Origin of the sequence: uncultured Alistipes sp. (assembly GCF_949296715.1) — a bacterium.
In the GTDB taxonomy this organism is placed as follows: domain Bacteria; phylum Bacteroidota; class Bacteroidia; order Bacteroidales; family Rikenellaceae; genus Alistipes.
Genome location: NZ_CASFQD010000041.1, coordinates 43,542 through 62,693 on the forward strand (window position 1 = coordinate 43,542; position 19,152 = coordinate 62,693).

At 62.1% G+C, this 19,152-nt stretch carries 12 protein-coding genes, 1 tRNA gene and 1 rRNA gene; 11 read left to right on the top strand and 3 right to left on the bottom strand.

What is annotated here, in order from left to right; all coding sequences use genetic code 11:
• Positions 1–18: 18 nt before the first annotated feature.
• The 10 genes from Q1Y33_RS06380 to Q1Y33_RS06425 are packed head-to-tail and all read left to right on the top strand — an operon-like array spanning position 19 to position 15,292.
• Entirely contained in the window at positions 19–1,194 is a 1,176-nt protein-coding gene (locus tag Q1Y33_RS06380; RefSeq protein ID WP_300798908.1) for an MFS transporter, read from the top strand.
• Positions 1,178–2,272, top strand: a complete 1,095-nt coding sequence (locus tag Q1Y33_RS06385) for an ROK family protein (protein WP_300798909.1) — start codon at positions 1,178–1,180, stop codon at positions 2,270–2,272. Before Q1Y33_RS06380 ends, Q1Y33_RS06385 begins: the two co-directional genes overlap by 17 nt.
• A gap of 48 nt (positions 2,273–2,320) precedes the next feature.
• Positions 2,321–5,380 (top strand): TonB-dependent receptor, encoded by a 3,060-nt coding sequence (locus tag Q1Y33_RS06390; RefSeq protein WP_300798910.1) that lies wholly within the window; start codon positions 2,321–2,323, stop codon positions 5,378–5,380.
• A gap of 25 nt (positions 5,381–5,405) precedes the next feature.
• On the top strand, positions 5,406–6,947 hold the full coding sequence (locus Q1Y33_RS06395; RefSeq protein WP_300798911.1) for a RagB/SusD family nutrient uptake outer membrane protein: 1,542 nt from the start codon (positions 5,406–5,408) through the stop codon (positions 6,945–6,947).
• A 16-nt stretch (positions 6,948–6,963) separates the two neighbouring features.
• On the top strand, positions 6,964–9,693 hold the full coding sequence (locus tag Q1Y33_RS06400; protein WP_300798912.1) for a GH92 family glycosyl hydrolase: 2,730 nt from the start codon (positions 6,964–6,966) through the stop codon (positions 9,691–9,693).
• 21 nt (positions 9,694–9,714) lie between these two features.
• Entirely contained in the window at positions 9,715–10,179 is a 465-nt protein-coding gene (locus Q1Y33_RS06405) for a hypothetical protein (RefSeq protein ID WP_300798913.1), read from the top strand.
• 16 nt (positions 10,180–10,195) lie between these two features.
• The gene (locus Q1Y33_RS06410) at positions 10,196–11,164 is read left to right on the top strand and encodes a DUF4961 domain-containing protein (RefSeq protein ID WP_300798914.1); all 969 of its coding nucleotides are present in this window, start codon (positions 10,196–10,198) and stop codon (positions 11,162–11,164) included.
• 3 nt (positions 11,165–11,167) lie between these two features.
• Positions 11,168–12,595 carry a sialate O-acetylesterase gene (locus Q1Y33_RS06415; RefSeq protein ID WP_300798915.1) on the top strand — a complete coding sequence of 476 codons (1,428 nt, stop codon included), beginning with the start codon at positions 11,168–11,170 and terminating at the stop codon, positions 12,593–12,595.
• A 4-nt stretch (positions 12,596–12,599) separates the two neighbouring features.
• Positions 12,600–14,150: an arylsulfatase gene (locus tag Q1Y33_RS06420; RefSeq protein ID WP_300798916.1), complete on the top strand. Its 1,551-nt coding sequence runs from the start codon at positions 12,600–12,602 to the stop codon at positions 14,148–14,150.
• A gap of 29 nt (positions 14,151–14,179) precedes the next feature.
• Positions 14,180–15,292 carry a DUF4185 domain-containing protein gene (locus Q1Y33_RS06425; protein WP_300798917.1) on the top strand — a complete coding sequence of 371 codons (1,113 nt, stop codon included), beginning with the start codon at positions 14,180–14,182 and terminating at the stop codon, positions 15,290–15,292.
• A 400-nt stretch (positions 15,293–15,692) separates the two neighbouring features.
• Here the strand turns inward: Q1Y33_RS06425 and Q1Y33_RS06430 are convergent.
• The 3 genes from Q1Y33_RS06430 to Q1Y33_RS06440 all read right to left on the bottom strand — a co-directional run bounded on the left by Q1Y33_RS06430 (position 15,693) and on the right by Q1Y33_RS06440 (position 17,931).
• Positions 15,693–15,774, bottom strand: a tRNA-Leu gene (locus Q1Y33_RS06430).
• 69 nt (positions 15,775–15,843) lie between these two features.
• Positions 15,844–16,461 (bottom strand): signal peptidase II, encoded by a 618-nt coding sequence (locus Q1Y33_RS06435; RefSeq protein ID WP_300798918.1) that lies wholly within the window; start codon positions 16,459–16,461, stop codon positions 15,844–15,846.
• A 348-nt stretch (positions 16,462–16,809) separates the two neighbouring features.
• Positions 16,810–17,931: a DUF4595 domain-containing protein gene (locus tag Q1Y33_RS06440; protein WP_300798919.1), complete on the bottom strand. Its 1,122-nt coding sequence runs from the start codon at positions 17,929–17,931 to the stop codon at positions 16,810–16,812.
• Between the two features lie 1,087 nt (positions 17,932–19,018).
• Between Q1Y33_RS06440 and Q1Y33_RS06445 the strand changes: the two genes are divergently transcribed.
• Positions 19,019–19,152 (top strand): 16S ribosomal RNA (locus Q1Y33_RS06445); the annotation flags it as partial.

A 19,152-nucleotide genomic window follows, 5' to 3' on the forward strand; every position in this document is an offset into this window, starting at 1 on the left:
GCAACCTGAAACCAGACCATGAATAAAAAACATCCCCTGAGTCATCTGCTGCCCGTCCTGTTCGGCTTCTTCGTCATGGGCTTCTGCGACGTGGTGGGCGTGGCCACGAGCTACGTGCAGCAGCACTTCTCGCTCTCGGAGAGCCTCGCGGGGCTCATCCCCTCGATGGTTTTCCTGTGGTTCCTGCTGCTGGCCGTGCCGGTGGCCATCTGGATGAACCGCATCGGCCGCCGCCGCATGGTGATTGCGGGCAACGTCATCACGATTGTCGGCATGCTCGTGCCGCTGGCTGACTACTCGTTTGCCGCCTGCCTGGTGGCCTTCGCGCTGCTCGGCATCGGCAACACGATTCTGCAAGTGTCGCTCAACCCGCTGCTGACGAACGTCGTCGACAGCCGGGCCCTCTCCAGCTCGCTGACCGCCGGGCAGGTCATCAAGGCCGTCTCGTCGTTCAGCGGACCCTTCATCGCGGCCTTCGCCGCCTCGAAGCTCGGAAACTGGGTGTGGATGTTCCCGATCTTCGCCGGCATCTCGCTCCTGTCGGCCCTCTGGCTGATGGCTACGCCCATCGACGAGGGACCGGCCCAGCGCGCATCGTCGGCCGGTGAAGTCTTCGCCGTGCTGCGCGACCGGAAGATCACGATGCTCTTCCTCGGCATCGTCGCCATCGTGGGCATCGACGTGGGGCTCAACACGCTGGCCCCGAAGCTGCTCATCGAACGCTGCGGCATGCCGCTCGAGCAGGCCGGATACGGATCGAGCGTCTACTTCTTCTGCCGCGTCGTCGGTGCGTTCCTCGGCTCGCTGCTGCTGACGCGCCTCTCCGACCGCAAGTACTACATCTCGCACATGCTGCTGGGCCTTGTCGTCCTCTGCGCGCTCTACTTTACCGGCAGCCGCTATGCCGTGCTCGTCGGTCTGGGCGTGGCGGGATTCGCCTTCTCGAGCATCTTCGCGGTGATCTACTCCCAGGCGCTCAAGCACCTGCCCGAGCGGGCCAACGAAATCTCCGGCCTGATGATCATGGGTGTCTTCGGCGGTGCCGTCGTCCCGCCCCTGATGGGCGTCGTCACCGACGCCGTGGGCTCGCAGGCCGGGTCGCTCGCCGTGCTGACGCTCTTCGCGCTCTACCTGCTGGCCTGCACCCCGATGATCCGTTCCGAAAAAACCGACAGCCATGTATCAGCACGATAACCGCACCGTCGTAACGCTCGATGCGGGCGGTACGAACTTCGTCTTCGGAGCCATGCGCGGCTGCGAGTTCATCACCGAACCGCTGCGCATGCCCTCGAACGCCCACGATCTCGACCGCTGCCTGGCCACCCTCGTCGAGGGCTTCGGCGAGATCATCTCGCGGCTCGACACGCCGCCCGTGGCCATCAGCTTCGCCTTCCCGGGCCCGGCCGACTATCCGCACGGGATCATCGGCGGCAACCTGCCCAACTTTCCGTCGTTCCGCGACGGCGTGGCTCTCGGGCCCTTCCTCGAGATGAAGTTCGGCATCCCGGTCTTCATCAACAACGACGGCAACCTCTTCGCCTACGGCGAGGCGATGGTCGGCGCGCTGCCCCGCATCAACGAGGCGCTGGCGGCCGCCGGGTCGCAGAAGCGCTACCGCAACCTGCTGGGTGTCACCTTCGGCACGGGCTTCGGCTGCGGCGTGGTCATCAACGGCGAGCTGCTCATGGGCGACAACGCCGCGGGCGGCGACGTGTGGTGCTTCCGCAACAGCCTCCATCCCGAATACATCGTCGAGGAGAGTGTCAGCATCCGGGCCGTGAAGCGGGTCTACCGCGAACTCTCGGGTGACGACACGGACCTGACGCCCAAGGATATCTGCGACATCGCCAAGGGGGCGCGCCCGGGCGACATGCGGGCCGCCCGCGAGAGCTTCGCCCGCATGGGGCGTGCCGCCGGCGATGCGCTGGCCCAGGCCGCCACGATTGTCGACGGACTGATCGTCCTCGGCGGCGGACTGACGGGTGCGGCCGACCTCTTCGTCCCGGCGATCCTCGAGGAGATGGGCTCCACGCTCAAGATGATGGACGGCACGGCGTTCTGCCGCATGCAGACCGCCGTGGCGAACCTCGACGACGAGGCTTCGTTCAGGCGCTTCGTCGCAGGAGGCGGCACGCCGCTGCGGGTCTACGGCTCGGACAAGGTCGTCATGTACGACTCCTGCAAGCAGATCGGCCTGACCGTCAGCCGGCTCGGCGCGAGCCGCGCCATCTCGGCCGGCGCCTACGTCTATGCGCTCAACCATATCCGATAAGGGAAAACACAACGATTTACGACAGGACTAACCAAACAACAAATAACCATGAAACAAAATCAACTTGATTATCGCAGGGGTCGGGCCTTCCGGCGTTTCGCCGTCATGGTCTGCCTGCTGTTGCTGGGCTTCTCCGGTGTGCGGGCCCAGGACCGCTACGAGGTCACGGGCGTGATCACCGATCGCAACGCCCAGCCCGTCATCGGCGCCTCCATCGTGGAAAAGGGGACGACCCGCGGTACGACCTCTTCGGCCGACGGCAGCTACACGTTCAGCGTCTCGTCGCCCGATGCCGTGCTGGTCTACTCCTTCTTCGGCTGCAAGACCCAGGAGGTCGCCGTGGCCAACCGCACGAAGATCGACATCGTCCTGCAGGAGGATGCCATTGCGCTCGAAGAGGTCGTGGCGATTGGTTACGGTACGATGAAGAAGTCGGACCTGACCGGAGCCGTGGCTTCGGTGAAGTCGGAGCTGCTCGACAACAAGCCCATTGCCTCGTTCGACAACGCGCTGCGCGGCCAGATCGCCGGTGTGCAGGTGCGTCAGAACGACGGACAGCCGGGCGGCGGCGCCTCGATCCGCATCCGCGGTACGAGCTCGATCAACGGTACGAACGAGCCGCTGTACGTCATCGACGGCGTGCCCCTGATCAGCGAGTCGGTGACCGAGGGCCAGGGTCTGGTCATCAACCCGCTCTCGAGTCTCAGCACGAACGATATCGAGTCGATCGAGGTGCTGAAGGATGCCTCGGCAACGGCCATCTACGGTGCGCGCGGTGCCAACGGTGTGATCCTCGTCACGACGAAGCGCGGCCGCGAGCAGACGGGTGAGGTGCGTTTCAGCGCCACGCTCTCGATCCAGACGCCCGAGCAGGCTTACGATCTGCTCGACGGCAAGCAGCTCGCGCAGCTCGGCAAGGAGGCCTATGAGAATGCGGGCATGCCCGTTCCCTCCTACTTCCAGGACCCGGAGTCGGTCGTGACGCGCACGAACTGGATGGATGAGATCCTCCGCACGGCCATAACGCAGAACTATCAGGTCAACTACAGCGGCGGATCGAAGAAGGTCTCCTACAACTTCTCGGCCGGCTACTTCGATCAGGAGGGTATCCTCATCAATACCGATTTCAACCGCTATACCTTCCGCGGGCAGGTTGCCGCCGAGATCAACCGCTACATCCATTTCGGTTCGTCGGTGGGTTACTCGCAGGTGAAAACCACAGGTTATGGTAATTCTACTGCGGCATTGAATCTTATGTCGCTGGCCTATGACATGAACCCGGCCCTGCCGGTCCGCGATGCCGACGGCAACTACACCTACCGCAACAACCTCGACTCCTCGACGGGCGTCTACGGCGGTAACCCCGTGCAGACGGCCTACGAGGCAGACATGGAGAACCGTCAGAACCGCTTTACGGGCAACATCTACACCGATTTCCGCTTCCTGGGCGACGACCGTCTGGTCTTCAAGACGCAGTTCGGTGTGGACGACATCTTCTCGCTCGACCGCATGTACCTGCCCACGACGCTCGTCGTGTCGGTCGACGGCCCCGGCAAGGGCACCGTCGCCTCGTTCGATACGAAGACCTGGGTTTGGGAGAATACGCTTACCTACAAGAACACGTGGGGCCGCCACAGCCTCTCGGCCATGGTCGGACAGACGGCGCAGAAGTTCTCGCAAAACGTCTTCCGCCTCGGCGTCAAGAACTTCGAGGACGACCGCCTCGGTTACCACGATCTGAGCGTTGGCAAGGACATCTGGCTTGACCAGACGACCGACACCGAGTGGTCGATGCTCTCCTACATCAGCCGCATCCACTATTCGTTCGACGACCGCTACCTGTTCACCTTCACGGGCCGTGTCGACGGATCGTCGAAGTTCGGTGCGAACAACAAGTACGGATTCTTCCCGTCGGGCGCCTTCGCATGGCGTGTCTCGGAGGAGAAGTTCATGCGGGACGTGAAGAGCGTCTCGAACCTCAAGCTGCGTTTGAGCTACGGTCTGGTCGGTAACGCCGGCATCCAGCCCTACCAGTCGCAGGGTACGCTCGTGCCGGTGGCTCCTCCCTTCGGATCGGGCGTCGCAAACGGCGGTATGGCGCCGCTGACGCTGCCCAACGCCGACCTCTCGTGGGAGTCGACCTCGCAGTTCGATGCGGGCTTCGACCTGGGTCTGTTCGACAACCGCTTGAGCATCACGGCCGACTACTACTATAAATATACGAGCGACCTGCTCTATGCCGTCGACCTGCCGATGTATTCGGGCTACATGTTCTCGATGCGCAACCTCGGCGACTTGAGCAACCGCGGTTTCGAGTTCTCCGTGACGGCCGTTCCGGTGACCACGCGCGACTTCAACTGGACCTCGACCTTCAACATCGACTCCAACGTGACGACCATCGAGAAGCTCAACATCGCCGAAGGCGAGTCGGCCGGTACGGGTGTGACACGTTTGGTCGTGGGTGACCGTCTGAACAACATCTGGGGCTACAAGACCAACGGCATTGCACAGCTCGACGAGGACCTGACGCAGGTGGCGCAGCTGCCCAACCGCCCGCTGGTGGCCGGTGAGCAGAAGTACCAGGACATCAACAAGGACGGCACCATCGATCAGGATGATGAAGTGGTCCTGGGCAACCTGAACCCGAAGTTCTCGTTCGGCTTCAACAACACCTTCACCTACAAGAACCTCAGCGTAAACCTCTTCCTGGAGGGCAACTACGGCAACGACATCATCAACTACACGCGCAAGGAATTGGAAGCTATGGACGGGCGCTACAACAACATCACGACGGTGCTCGACCGCTGGACGCCCGAGAACCCCGACGCCAAGCTGCCGCGTGCCGACCGCAACAGCAACTCGACCGCCTTTTCGGACCGCTGGGTCGAGGACGGCAGCTACCTGCGCATCCGCGACCTGACGATCGGCTACACGCTGCCCCGCAGGCTGCTGCGCGGCGTGGCCAGCATCAACGTCTTCGTCTCGTTCGAGAACCTCTATACCTTCACCAAGTACACGGGCAATGACCCCTCGATCGGCGGCGGTATCGACAACAACCTCTATCCGACGTCGCGGAAGTACTCGCTGGGCGTTTCGATGACTTTCTAATCACAGACCTTAAAATTACGATCCCATGAAAACCAGATTCATATATGCGGCCTTGAGCCTCACGCTCGCCCTCTCGTCGTGCAGCGGGTTCCTCGACGAGGTGCCCCTGTCGAATGTGACGGACAAGAACTACTACACGACGGAATCGGATGCCGAAGGTGCCGTCAACGCCATCTACGAAACGGTGGGCATCGGTTCGGTCAGCCAGTGGCAGGGTACGGGCAATGCCAACACGCCCTACGGCGGTGTCTTCTACAACGAGTTCTGGCTGACGCAGGACCTCTTTTCGGACAACGCCCTGCACGACAACTACCTCTATGCCAATTTCGACAACTTCAGCCTCCCCGAGACCGACGGAAAGGTCAAGGCGCTGTGGTACACCTTCTACCGCTCGATCAATACGGCCAACATCGCCATCGACAAGATTCCGGCGATCAACATGGACGAGAAGCGGCGCAACCACCTCGTGGGCGAGGCGCGTTTTTGGCGCGGCCTGCTCTACGCCGAGATGGTGAAGATCTGGGGTGACGTGCCCCTGCGGCTGAAGCCCAGCGAGTCGGTCGACGCCCTCTTCGGTGTCGAGCGCACGGACCAACTCGAGGTGCTTAAGACGGCGGTCGAGGACCTGACCTACGCCAAGGACAACCTGATGGACGACTACCGTGCCGGTTACGGACGGGCCAATTCGCTCATGGCGCAGGCCGTGCTGGCCAAGGTCTACCTCATCAAGGCGGCCCGCACGCACAGCAAGGAGGACTACCAGGCCGTGGCCGACTGGGCCTACGAGGTGATCCGCTCGGGCAAGTACGACCTCTATCCCGATTTCCAGGACAACTTCATCATCAGCAAGAAGCACGGCATCGAGTCGGTCGTGTCGATCAACTACGGTGAGCCCGACCTGTGGAAATCGCAGTTCAACGTCTCGCTGCTGCCGGCCGAGATCCGGCAGTACAGCCCCGGCGGTAACGAAGGCCCGTCGAACGCCAACTCGTGGATCGTGCCGACCGAGGAGCTCTACAACTCCTTCGCCGAGGGTGACGTGCGCCGCGACGTGACCATCATGAAGGATTTTACCTACAGCGACGGTTCGACGCTCGTCTTCGCCGAGAGCGCCCGCTATCCCTACTACTTCTGCAAGTACTGGGACCGCGAGGCCGAGCCCATGGGTCAGAACTCCGAGCAGAACTACCCCTACATGCGTTATTCGGAGGTGCTGCTCATGTATGCCGAGGCTCTCAACGAGGTGAACGACGGCCCGACGACCGAGGCTTACGAGGCGATCAACAAGGTGCGCGACCGCGCCTTCAAGGACAACGGCTCGGGTGAGCACGACCTGAAGGGACTCGATTACAAGTCGTTCCGTCAGGCCATTCTCGACGAGCGCCGCTGGGAGCTCGTGCTCGAGGGGTCGCGCTGGTTCGACCTGGTGCGTCTGTCGACCGACTTTGCGGCCGAGATCAAGCGCACGAAGCCCGATTCCTATGTCGAGGAGAAGCACAAGCTCTACCCGATTCCGCAGTACGAGCGGCTGCTCAACGACCGCATTACGCAGAACGAAGGCTATTAACAAAAAACTGAACGACATGAAATCGATTATCAAGGCTATATTTGCTGCGGCCCTTTCGCTTCCGGCGTTTGCCGTGCAGGCCGCGCAGGACAATATCGCTCCGCTGGCGCATGCGACCGTTTCCGATTCGCTCTCGGACGGGTGCGGCGCGGCCTGCCTGAACGACGGCCTGATCCGCTACGACGGTCGCGGCGAGTGGGCCTGCAAGGGCTCCGTCGCCTCGTGGGGCGTGATGTACATGCCGTGGGCGCAGCTGGAGTGGGACGAGGAGGTTACGATCGAGCGCGTGGTGCTCTACGATCGTCCTTCGCTCGACGAGCACCTCGCGGGCGGCACGCTCCGCTTCAGCGACGGCTCGGCGGTCAGCGTTACGGAGATTCCCAATGACGGCTCGCCGTGCAGCGTGAGTTTCGCGCCCCGCAAGGTGAAGTGGCTGCGCTTCGAGGCGACCGACGGCGCCGGCAAGAACATCGGTCTCTCGGAGATCGAGGTCTTCCCGACGCGCGGCGAGGGCTCCGAGTTTGTCGAGTGGGTCGATCCCTGGATCGAGACCACGCGCGGCCGCTGGTTCTACTGCACGCCCGCGGCGCGTCCCTTCGGTATGGTGGCGGCACACGCCTTCACGCGCAACAAAAATCAGGGCGGCGGCGGGTACAACTACAACTTCCCCGAGATACTGGGCTTCACGCAGATCAACGACTGGATGGTGGCAGGTCCGAATGTCATGCCGGCGGCCGGTGAGGTCGATCCCACGCAGGGCATGTCGGGCTGGAAATCGCATTTCGACCACGGAAGCGAGATCATCCAGCCGGGGTACCACCGGCTCTACCTCGACCGCTACCATGCGTGGGTCGAGTATACGTCGACCGACCGCGTGGCCTTCTATCGGGTGAACTACACCGAGGGCGGGCACGGCAAGCTGATCGTCGATGCGGGCAGCCGCCTGGGCAACTGCTCGATGAACCGCGCGACGCTCCTGCGCAAGGATGACCGCACGATCGTCGGCGAGTTCTCGACGACCGACCGCTTCTGGGGCGGCCCGGACAGCGTCAAGCTCTGTTTCGTGCTGGAGTGCAACCGTCCCTTCGCAACGGTTGACGGCTGGAACGAGCAGGGGGTGATGCCCGATGCGGAGGTGATCGCCGGTGACGAGGCGGGCATGGTGCTCGACTTCGACCTGAAGGAGTCCGGTGAGGTGCTCTTCAAGATCGGCATGTCCTACACGAGTGTGGAGAATGCCGAGGCCAACCTGCGGGCGGAGCTCGACGGCTGGGATTTCGACGCCGTGCATGCCGAGTCGCGTGCCGTCTGGAACGGGATGCTGGGCCGCATGGCCGTCGAGGGCGGTACGGAGGCACAGCGGATCAAGTTCTACACCGACCTGTGGCACGTGCTGCTGGGCCGTCACAAGATCAACGACGTGAACGGCTGGTATCCTGACTATGCAGGAGGACATTATGTTAACAATCGGTCTTCCGATCCGATGAAGCTGCGCCGGGTGCCGCTCGATGCGCAAGGTAACCCAACGTTCAATATGTATGGTTTTGATGGCCTTTGGCTTACGCAGTGGAATCTGAATGTGCTGTGGGGCCTTGCCTGGCCCGAGGTGCTGGATGATTTGACGGCCTGTCTGGTGCAGTATGCCGACAACGGCGGCCTGCTGCCGCGCGGTGGTTGCGCCGGTGGCTACTCGTTTATCATGACCGGCTGCCCCGCCTCGCATATGCTTGCAACGACCTATATGAAAGGGATCATGAAGAAGGCTGACCCCCTGCATGCATATGAGGTAATGAAGCGCAATCACATGCCGGGCGGCATGATGAGCCATGAAAGTGCAGATAACCTGAAGTTCTACATGCGTCACGGCTGGTGCCCCGAGAATGCCGGCAAGACGGTCGAGTGGGCCTATCAGGACTGGGCCTTGAGCCGCATGGCGGCCCGGCTGGGCAAGACAGCCGATGCCCGGATGTTCGAGCGCCGTGCGCACGCGTGGACGCCGCTCTTCAACGCGGAGCAGGGGCTGATCTTCCCCAAGAAGCGTGACGGAAGATGGTTGCACCTCGATCCGTTGAACGGCAAGGGCTGGGTTGAGGCCAATGCCTGGCAGGCTACCTGGTCGCTGTCGTTCGACCTGCCGAAGCTCGTCGAGCTGATGGGCGGCGGCGACGCCTTCTGCGAGAAGCTCAACTACGCCTTCGAGCAGGCCCGCGCCTTCGATTTCGTTTATGAGTATGGCAGCGGCGGCTATGTCAGCTACGCCAACCAGCCCGGCTGCTCGAACGCCCACCTGTTCACCTACGGCGGCAAGCCGTGGCTCACGCAGTACTGGGTGCGTCAGGTCAAGGAGCACGCCTACGGCGGCATCACGCCCGACAAGGGTTACGGCGGCCACGACGAGGACCAGGGGCAGATGGGCGGCATCAGCGCCCTGATGGCCATCGGCCTGTTCAGCGTCACGGGAACCGAGTCGGACGTGCCCTACTACGACATCACCTCGCCGATCTTCGACCGGGTGACCATCCGGCTCAACCCCGACTACTACGCCGGCAGCGAGTTCGTCATCACGACGCACGACAATTCGGCCGACAACTGCTACATCCAGCGTGCCGAGCTCAACGGCCGGCCGTGGGACTGCGCGCAGTTCGACCATGAGACCTTTGCCCGCGGCGGCAGTCTCGAACTCTGGCTCGGGGACCAACCCCAAAAGGAGTGGGGCCGTCTCGAATACTTCAAACCCGAAAAATAAAACCACCAAAACAACACCGATATGAAAACGCTGTATGTTTTCCTTGCGGCCGCATGCGCCCTCGTGCTGGGCGGCTGCACCAACGATATGGAGAGCGGCAAGGGGTATCCCGCCCTGGAGATTGGCGACGCGACGCTCGTGTTCAAGATCGACAAGGTGATGCAGAACGATACCGACGTGAAACCCTACTTCACCTTCTTCGACGACGTGACGCTGACGCTCACCTACCGCGACGGCAAGCCCGCGACGCTGACCTTCTCGCAGGAGGGCGCCCCCTTCCGCGTGACGGAGAAGGACTATACGGATGTCGAATGGGTGATCTACTCGGGCAGCACGCCCTATGAGATTCGCGAAAAGGAGAGCGGCGAGGTGATCTGCTACATGACGCGCGACCGGCTCGTCACCTTCCCCTTCCAGCTGGGCGCCCCCTCGAACAAATACGAATACCAGCTCCTGCCCGTTGAGGCGGAGACCGAAAACCGTTAGTTAAATGAACCGAAATATGAAACGCTGTTACAGATACCTGGCAATTGCCGCCCTGGCCCTTGCGGTGGCGGGGTGCATGGAGTTCCTGGCCGTCAACCATCCCGAGACGGCACCGGTGAATACGGGCGTCGACGTCTCGTTCGACGTCAGCGTGGAGATCGACAAGGACATCGACCTCCGGACGACCCCCGTGGTAGCCATTCTGGCGCCCACGGCATGGAAGATGGCCGAGAATGCCGTCGTGACCTACACGACGAGCGATGCCTCGGGCACGATGGAGATGCGGCTGGCGACCGACGCCGATCTGGACCCCTATACGGGCAATCCGTGGGCGACGGCCCTGAAGACCGGCTTCGGCACGAAAGGCAACTACGAGCCCGTGGAGTGGGTGACCTTCATCTCGACGGCCACGCACAACTGGGGTCCCGAGGACAAGTTCACCGGCACGGTCAACATCCACTTCACGACGGGTGAGGAGAACCTGAAGACCAACCTGGCCTACTTCATCGGCAACACGCAGGACGGCGTGCACGGCGACCCGCAGTACTACCTGCTGCACGAGCAGCTGTTCGAGACGACGGGCGGCAGCAACGCCACGATCGACTACACGCTGCCCAAGATGTGTTCGGTCACGCCCGAGGCCTTCACGTGGGAGGATATCGTGGCGCTCCACTACGACGCCACGGTGCAGGTCGACGGCGTGGATTCGCCGCTGAAGGGGACCGACAAGGTCTACCTCATGGCGCGCGCCACCTACGACGGCGGTGCGCAGGAGGCCGTGGTCGACGTCGTGGGTTCGAAGACCCTCATGACGTCGACGGGCAAGGACAAGTGGGTGCTCTACATCTATCCCCACGAGTTCTTCGGCATTCCGGCTGAAAAGAGGATCGAAAACGTCAGCTTCTATATGGTCAACGAGGACAAGAGCATCGAGGTGAAGATGCCCGACGGCGAGGAGTTCTCGTTCCCGGAAAACAACAAGTAGGCCATGAAACGGCTGATCCTTATCGTGCTGTTCGTGTGCTGCGCGTGCCTCGTGCGTGCGCAGCACCTCGAACTGCCGCCTCTCTTCGCTTCAGGGATGGTGCTCCAGCAGCAGTCGGATGTGGAGTTGTGGGGCTGGGCCCGTCCCGGAGCGAAGATTCGTGTGCGGACCAGCTGGTCCCGGGCACGTGCCGAGGCCGTGTCGGACAGCCGGGGCCGCTGGAGTGTCTCCCTGCATACGCCGGAAGCAGGGTATGAACCCCGCACGCTGACGGTCGAGAGCGCCGGCGAGCGGATCGACCTGGAGGACGTGCTCATCGGCGACGTCTGGTTCGTCGGCGGGCAGAGCAACATGCAGATGAACTTCCGAGGCAATCCCGACCAGCCGGTCGAGCATGCGCAGGAGATTCTGCTGCGCAGCAACCGTCGGGGCGTGCGGCTCTTCCGCGTGGAGAACGGCTATGCACTCGCACCGAGCGACACGCTGCGCATCGACGGCGCCTGGGGACCGGCCGATCCCGAACATGTCAGGGAGTTCAGCGTCGTGGGGTATCTCTTCGGCGAGACGCTCAACGACGTGGTCGACATTCCGATCGGGCTGGTGCAGTCGGCCCACGGCGGCTCCACGGCCGAGGCGTGGCTCGACCGCGCGACGCTCGAGCGCTTCGGCGGCTTCGACCTCGACCTCACGCCCGAAAAGATCGACCCCGTGTGGTATGCCGTCCAGCCGATGGTGCTCTACAACCGGATGCTGGCCCCGCTGCTGCCCTTGCGCGTCAAGGGGGTGATCTGGTATCAGGGCGAGGCGAACGTGCAGCGTCCGCAGCAGTACCGCGACCTGTTCACCTGCCTGATCGGGACGTGGCGCCGCTACTTCCGCAATCCCGACATGCCCTTCTACTTCGTGCAGATCGCTCCCTACGAATACGAGGGCGCCAACTCGGCCGAGCTGCGCGAGGCGCAGTTGCAGGTGATGCAGCGCGTGCCGAACACGGGCATGGCCGTGACGCTCGACGTGGGTGAGCGTTACGTGATCCACCCCGCCCGCAAGGAGGTGGTGGGGCAGCGCCTGGCCTACTGGGCGCTCAACCGCGACTACGGCCATCCGGCCTTCGGGTGCCGCGGCCCCGAGTTCCGCTCGATGGAGGTCGTCGAGGGGCGTGCCCGCCTGAAGTTCGACTATGCGCCCAACGGGCTCTCGTTCTTCGGCAGGGAGCCCTCGGGCTTCGAGGTTGCCGGCGAGGACCGCGTCTTCCATCCCGCCGAGGCCCGCATCGTCCCGGCCTTCTGGGGCAACGAGGGGCTGGAGGTGTGGAGCGACGAGGTGCCCGAGCCCGTTGCCGTGCGCTACGGCTACACGAACTACGTCGACGGCTCGCTCTACAATACCGAGGGGCTTCCGGCCTCGTCGTTCCGAACAGATAACTGGTAATCGCATGCGGGGCAGGATCATCTGCGGCTGTGCCGCCTCTTTGGCATTCGGCGCCTGTGCGGTGCCGGCGGCCGATCCGCGTCCGAACGTGCTCTTCATCCTGGCCGACGACCTGGGCTACGGCGACCTGTCGGTCTACAATCCGCAGGGGCGCATCCGCACGCCCCATCTTGACCGCCTGGCCTCCGAGGGGGTGCGCTTCACCAACGCGCACAGCTCGGCGGCGGTCTCCACGCCGACGCGCTACGGCCTCTTGACGGGCTGCTGCCCCTGGCGGGGCCCGCTCAAGCAGGGGGTGATCTGGACGTGGGCCGATCCGCTGCTGACCGGCGAACGGACGCTTCCCGCGATGCTGCGCGAGGCGGGGTACGCCACCGCGCTGGTCGGAAAGTGGCATCTGGGAATCGGCTTCGCCACGACGGACGGGGCGCCGGTGGACCGGGCCGCGAACGGGGCGAATGTCGACTACACGCAGCCGCTGACGGACGGCCCCACGCACCACGGCTTCGACTATTACTACGGCGACGACGTGCCTAATTTTCCGCCCTACGCCTTCATCGAGAACGACCGCTTCCCGGAGATTCCCGACCGCCCCTTCGAGGAGGGGATGCCCGGCGTGCCGGGCGTCATGGCGGCGTCGTGGCGGCCCGAGCGGCTGCTTGCCGTCGAGACCGAAAAGGCCGTGGCCTATATCCGCGAGCACCGCGACGGGCCCTTCTTCCTGATGGTCAGCCTCACGGCGCCCCACACGCCCATCGCCCCGTCGTCCGGATTCGAGGGGCACAGCCGCGCAGGGCGCTACGGCGACTTCGTCGAGGAGATGGACCACCGCATCGGGGAGATGCTCGCGGCGCTGCGCGACGCAGGGATCGAGGAGCGGACCATTGTGGTCTTTTCGTCGGACAACGGCTCGTCGTTCCAGGACGGCGGCACGGCCGGCGGGGAGCGCTACGGCGGCCGGTTCGGGTCGATCCTCGACCTGGGGCACAATCCGAGCGGGCGTTTCCGCGGCATGAAGTCCGATTCGTGGGAGGGCGGGCACCGCATCCCGTTCCTCGTGCGCTGGCCCGGAGTGATTCCCGCGGGAATGGTGTCGGACGCCCTCACGTGCGACCTGGACCTCTATGCGACGCTGGCCGACGTGACGGGCATGACCCTCGCGGCGGGGGAGGCCGTCGACAGTCGGTCGCTCATGCCCCTGCTGCGTGGCGGGGAGCCTTCGCGCACGTCGCTCGTCGCGCAGTCCGGAAACGGAATCCTCTGCTACATCGGCGACGGGTGGAAACTCATCGCCGGTTCGGGCTCGGGCGGCTCGCTCAACCCCTACGGCGCGGCCGATCTCCTGCCCGAGTATGACGCGGCGTCGGGCCGGTGGCGCAACGTGCAGCTCTACAACCTGGAGTCCGATCCCGAGGAGCGTTACGACCGGGCGGCCCTCCATCCGCAGCGGGTCGCGCGGATGATGGAGGCGCTGGCCGGCGAGGTCCGCCGCGGCGGCACCGTCGCCGACTGGGCGCAGGTCGCATGGACGGCCTCCGTCGCGCAAAAGGAATAAACTGTCACACCCTAAAATAATCTTGTACCATGAAAACTCTTGCAATCTGCTGTTCGCTGCCGCTGTTGCTGGCGGCCGCATCCTGTGGGTCGAACGCTCCGGCGGAGAAGTATCCCGCGCATGTCGACACCGGTTTCACGACGGTCTATTCGCCCGACGAGGGCGGCGTGACCGGCTCGGACGGTACGATCTCGATCCTGCTCGACGACGGCACGTCGCTCTTCATGACGGGTGACTGCTTCCTGGGCAAGGTGGTCGACGGGAAACGCGACCTGAACCTCCAGATGATCAACAACTCGCTGAACCACATTGCGGCCGACGGCTCCTACCTCGGCGCCTACTACGGCGGTACGCCCGAAGCGCCGGCGTCGCTCTGCACGCCGCTCGAGGCGGCCACTTCGCAGTACACCTACTGGTACTGGCCCGGCCACGGCTTCCAGCGCGGCAGCACGCTCTACCTCTACATGACGAAGCTCTATCAGGGCGGCGAGGGCCAGTGGGGCTTCCGCTTCGGCGGCACGGATTTCGTGCGCATCGACATGAGCGACTACAGCGTGCTCTCGATTGAGGAGGCCTACGACATCAACTGCCCCATCCATTGGGGACACTGCGTGCTCAAGCTGGACGACTGGTACTATGTCTACGGCACGCGCTCGGGCGCGGGCTACGACCCGGCGCAGCTCTGCGTCTCGCGTGCGAAGTTCGACGAGCAGACCGACCGCATGGGCGCCTATGAGTATTTCGACGGCAAGGGCTGGAGCAGCGATCCCGCGGCCGCGGCTGCCTGCGAGGGGCTCGACGTGTCGGTTTCGGAGCAGTTCTCCGTCTTCGCATACGACGGCCGCTACGTGCTGCTCACGCAGCGCCGCGCCCAGCAGGCCGGGGATATCTACTCCTACATCGCCGATACGCCCGTGGGCCCGTGGTATAACAAGAAGCTGCTCTACGCCACGACGGAGCAGATCGAGGATCCCGAGCTCTTCACCTACAACGCGATGGCCCATCCGCAGTTCATCAACGAGCGCGGCGAGCTGCTCTTCTGCTACAACATCAACAGCTACAACCTGAAGAAACCCTATCTCGACGCTTCGACCTACCGGCCCGTCTTCCTGCGCGTGCCGATGAGCGTAATTCTCGAATAGGGAGCTTCGGACGGAGCCCTTTCCGGGCGGATCGCCCGCCGGTATGGAAACGGACAGCGGCCTTCGCGGTTGCTGTCCGTTTTCTTTGTCCTGTGGGCGCGGCGGGTGAGGGGTGGAATGTGGCGGCGTTGGCTGTCTGTGCATCCGGGGCAGGGTGCAGGTCGGTAAAGTGCGACAGTGCGATCACCCGGCCCGTGCTGCGGTAGTGCGGCCCGCGGCGGCCTGCTTTCCTCTTGCTTTCCTCCTGCTTTCCTCCTGCTTTCCTCCTGCTTCTCCTGCTCCTCCTGCTCCTCCTGCTCCTACCTGTTTCTTCCTGCCTTCTGCTGCCTCTCCTGTCTTCTGCTCGTCTGCCGGATAAAACGAAAACCCCCGCGAGACTTTCGTCTGCGGGGGTTGCCAGTGCCCAGGACAGGAATCGAACCTGCACGCCTTGCGGCACACGCACCTGAAACGTGCGCGTCTACCTATTCCGCCACCTGGGCTTTTCTGGAATTGCGGTGTGCAAAAGTAATACTTTTTTCTGAATCGGCAAGAGTTTTTCGAAAAAAAATCTACTTGCTGAAGAACTTGTACTGAAACAGAAGCAGATAGACTACGGCAACGGAGATGTAGGCATCGGCCAGGTTGAAGATCGCACCGAAGAAGTAGTTGTTGCTGTCGACCAGAAAGCGCAGGAAGCCCGGCACACCGTTCCACTGGAAGAGCGGGAAGTAGAACATGTCGACCACCTTGCCCATCATGAATCCGGCGTATTGCCCGCCGAAATGTGCGACGGTGGCGGGCGTGGATTCCGAGAAGATCAGCCCGTAGAAGGCGCTGTCGAGGATGTTGCCCAGTGCACCGGCGACGATGAGCGCCAGCCCGACGAAGACGCCCGTCGGGGTTTCGCGCCTTTTGTGGCGCAGCAGGTGGAGGATGAGCCACCCCAGTCCGCCCACCATGGCGATGCGGAAGAGCCCCAGCAGCAGCTTGCCCCAGTCGAATCCGCCCGGCGTGGCGATGTGCATGCCGAAGGCGGCGCCGTTGTTCTCGATGAAGCGCAGCTGGAACCAGTCGGGGAAGACGATGATCGCCTCGTCGAGGTGCATGTGGGTCTTGACCCAGATTTTGAGCGCCTGGTCCGCAATGAGCAGCAGCAGGACGAGCAGGGATATTTTCTTCAGATTCATCTTTGCGAATGATTATGGCGCAAAAATAAGAAAAAAACTTCGCTTTCCGGCAGGGTGCATGATTTTCACGTTGTTTCCGCCAACATGTGGCTCCGCGCTTCGCTCCGGCTCGTCAGGGGCCCGTTCCCTTTCTGCGTGTGGCCTCCGGTTTCCTTTCGCGCGGGAGACCGCGAGTTTCTCCCGCACGCCCCCCCCCCTCCTCCGGTTCCCTCCCTTATGCCGCAGCGCGGAACCCGTCCGAACGCAAAGAGACGCTGCAACGGTTAGCAGCGTCTCTTTCGAACGGTCCGGTAATCGGGAACAGATGGTCGCCTTCCGGTTCTGCAATGCGAACCGGCTCTCCCGGTTCTATTTAGCCGCGGGGATGTGCGTATATTCGTAGCGGGTCCAGTTCCCGTCGCGGGTCTCGGTGCAGGAGACGACATACCCTTCGTCGTCCACCTCGTAGGTGAGGTCGAAGTCGTCCTTCCCGGCCCATTCGCTGTCACCGCGCTCCTGGTACAGCAGGTTGCGGCACGGCGTGCCGAGCAGTCCTGTAATTCCGAGTTCCTCGTCCCATGTGTAGCGATAATAGCCGAGGTCGAAGTTTTCCCGGTTCGCCAGTGTCTTGTGATAGGTGTAGCGGAAGATATGGGTCGCTTCCGCACCGCCGTCCTCGCTGTACAGCGTTTTGACGAGGTTGCCATCCTCCCAGATGTTCTCCTGCCACTCTCCGGGCTGTTCGATCCGGATCAACTGTCCCTCTGCGTCGTATGAATAAGTCGTTGTGCTGCCGGAACGCTCGGTGCGGATAACCCGGCCGTTGTCATCGAGATAGGCCTTGTAGCTCTTCGTCGAACTCTCGGAGTAGGCGAGGTCTTCCCACAGCACCTGCACGGTGACGGTGTTGCCGTTATACTCGAAGGTGGCGGTGGTCCGTTCCTCCGAGCCGACCTGCTGCGTCCACTTCGTGATCCGGTTGCTGCTGTCATACGTCGCCGAGTACGTGAAGCTTGCGCCGGAGGAGTTGCCCTCGGGGTGTCCCGTGATTGTCGAGATGAGCCGGGCGCCCGACGGGGCCTCTCCGCCGCCGGGAATCTCCCCTTCAGCCGTCGTCGCCTGCTGCTCGACGGTGATCCGCACCTTCGTGCCGCCCGATTCGAATGTGACGGTCGCCTGGCGGTCTGTCCCCGAGGTGTTCACGGCGAGCGTGATTGAAACGGTGTAGTCGCCGTCGGCATCGCCGTGGTCGGGCGTGACCGTGATCCAGTCGCAGCCGGCGCGCGTCTCCGATACGGTGGCGCGCCATGCCCCTTCGGTGGTGAAGGAGATGTTGGCGGAGAGCGAAGTCTCGTCGGCGTAGAGTTTGTAACCGGTCTGTGTCCCCGGTGTCAGCCGGATGGCGTTTTTGTCACCGCCTCCCGCATCGTTCGAGCAGGCCGCAAGAAGAGATGCTGCCAGGGTGAGCAGGATGGTACAGCATTTTTTCATGATAGTGAGTTGTTGTGCACCCCGGCTCCCGTGATGCGGGTCGTAAAAGAAAGTGTGGAGCCGTTCGTTTATCTGACGAGAGGCTCTGGTAAGCCCGAAAACAAATAAACAATACCCCACACTCGTATAGCAGAAAGTGGAGCACCTTCAGCCGATACAAGTGATGAGTGTGCCGTTTCCCTTGTTTTCTTGAAATTTACCAGATTCCTCGCCAAGGATAAAAGCGAAACACTTTCATCAAAATATGTCTTACCGTATGCCGGTATGGCAAAGGTAGAAAATGTTTCTTGAAATGACAAACACGACTGTGAGAGGAGAGCTCCTCGCGGGCGAAAGGTCGGCGCGATGGCTTTGAATTTGAAAGAGCGGCGATGCGTCTCCTCGGCGGGCCGTTCCCGCGGGGTGCTTCCTCGCGTGACTGCGCTGTTCGGGTTGCCGTGGCGGCAGCCGCAGGTGCGGATCGGGATGGCGCGCGCCTGTTTCCTGTCCGGGCTCGGCGCTGATTGTTTTTTTTGCCGGGCCCGCGTGGAGAACCTTCCTGCCCGAAGCGGGGCCCATGTGCGGGGGCCTCTTGAAAACGCAGGGCCTGCGGCCGTTTCCTTCATATATAAAGGTATGAAGCCCGATTTTTAAGAAAATTGAATTTTTCGTGAAAAAAGATGCCGAAAGATTTGCGGATTCGAAAAAAGTCGCTACCTTTGCATCCGCATTTGAGAAATAACGGTTCTTACAAATAAAACAAGGGGTTTACAATAAAGGAGCTCATTGTAGTTTGTAGCCTGAATTTCAGACAGATGCAAAGTTCTTGAAAAAGTTTTTGGAAGATTGAAAAAGATGACTTATCTTTGCAATCCCTTTCGAGTTCGACTCGCAAGAGCGGCTTGAAAAAATCTTTGAAAAAGATTTGGAGATTACAAAAATAGCGCTTATCTTTGCAATCCCTTTCGCAACCTAAATGCGAAGCTTTTTTAAACTGGTTCTTTGAATTACTGGTTATATTTGAGAGAAAAGAAATGTAGTATTTATCTGTCAATTTCCTTTAAAGGAAACGAATAGTCAGGACTCTAACGATACATTTATATTTTATACAATGGAGAGTTTGATCCTGGCTCAGGATGAACGCTAGCGGCAGGCTTAACACATGCAAGTCGAGGGGCAGCGAGATCAAAGCTTGCTTTGGTTGTCGGCGACCGGCGCACGGGTGCGTAACGCGTATGCAAC

Excerpts from the sequence above, each read along its gene's own strand:
- Q1Y33_RS06380 (WP_300798908.1), top strand. The coding sequence starts at position 19 with ATGAATAAAAAACATCCCCTGAGTCATCTGCTGCCCGTCCTGTTCGGC.
- Q1Y33_RS06385 (WP_300798909.1), top strand. The coding sequence starts at position 1,178 with ATGTATCAGCACGATAACCGCACCGTCGTAACGCTCGATGCGGGCGGT.
- Q1Y33_RS06390 (WP_300798910.1), top strand. The coding sequence starts at position 2,321 with ATGAAACAAAATCAACTTGATTATCGCAGGGGTCGGGCCTTCCGGCGT.
- Q1Y33_RS06395 (WP_300798911.1), top strand. The coding sequence starts at position 5,406 with ATGAAAACCAGATTCATATATGCGGCCTTGAGCCTCACGCTCGCCCTC.
- Q1Y33_RS06400 (WP_300798912.1), top strand. The coding sequence starts at position 6,964 with ATGAAATCGATTATCAAGGCTATATTTGCTGCGGCCCTTTCGCTTCCG.
- Q1Y33_RS06405 (WP_300798913.1), top strand. The coding sequence starts at position 9,715 with ATGAAAACGCTGTATGTTTTCCTTGCGGCCGCATGCGCCCTCGTGCTG.
- Q1Y33_RS06410 (WP_300798914.1), top strand. The coding sequence starts at position 10,196 with ATGAAACGCTGTTACAGATACCTGGCAATTGCCGCCCTGGCCCTTGCG.
- Q1Y33_RS06415 (WP_300798915.1), top strand. The coding sequence starts at position 11,168 with ATGAAACGGCTGATCCTTATCGTGCTGTTCGTGTGCTGCGCGTGCCTC.
- Q1Y33_RS06420 (WP_300798916.1), top strand. The coding sequence starts at position 12,600 with ATGCGGGGCAGGATCATCTGCGGCTGTGCCGCCTCTTTGGCATTCGGC.
- Q1Y33_RS06425 (WP_300798917.1), top strand. The coding sequence starts at position 14,180 with ATGAAAACTCTTGCAATCTGCTGTTCGCTGCCGCTGTTGCTGGCGGCC.
- Q1Y33_RS06435 (WP_300798918.1), bottom strand. The coding sequence starts at position 16,461 with ATGAATCTGAAGAAAATATCCCTGCTCGTCCTGCTGCTGCTCATTGCG.
- Q1Y33_RS06440 (WP_300798919.1), bottom strand. The coding sequence starts at position 17,931 with ATGAAAAAATGCTGTACCATCCTGCTCACCCTGGCAGCATCTCTTCTT.